Below are 267 nucleotides of genomic sequence, written 5' to 3' on the forward strand. Positions count from 1 at the left end.
CTTGTACTCGTTGTACTTCTTCAGGCCGCCGTGGTACTCGTCCATCCAGTTCTTGGCGAAGGTGCCGTCCTGGATCTCGGCGAGGACCTTCTTCATCTCGGCCTTGGTGGCGTCGGTGATGATCCGCGGACCGGTGACGTAGTCGCCCCACTCGGCGGTCTCGGAGATCGACCAGCGCATCTTCTCCAGGCCGCCCTCGTACATGAGGTCCACGATCAGCTTCAGCTCGTGCAGGCACTCGAAGTAGGCGATCTCCGGCTGGTAACC

Annotated in this window: 1 pseudogene; it reads right to left on the reverse strand. The window is 61.4% G+C overall.

Going from position 1 to position 267, the window contains the following annotated elements:
* Positions 1–267: pseudogene (locus KUM38_RS41430) on the reverse strand (ketol-acid reductoisomerase); the annotation flags it as partial.

The sequence above is a fragment of the Streptomyces sp. AC558_RSS880 genome (assembly GCF_019049255.1).
Classification (GTDB): domain Bacteria; phylum Actinomycetota; class Actinomycetes; order Streptomycetales; family Streptomycetaceae; genus Streptomyces.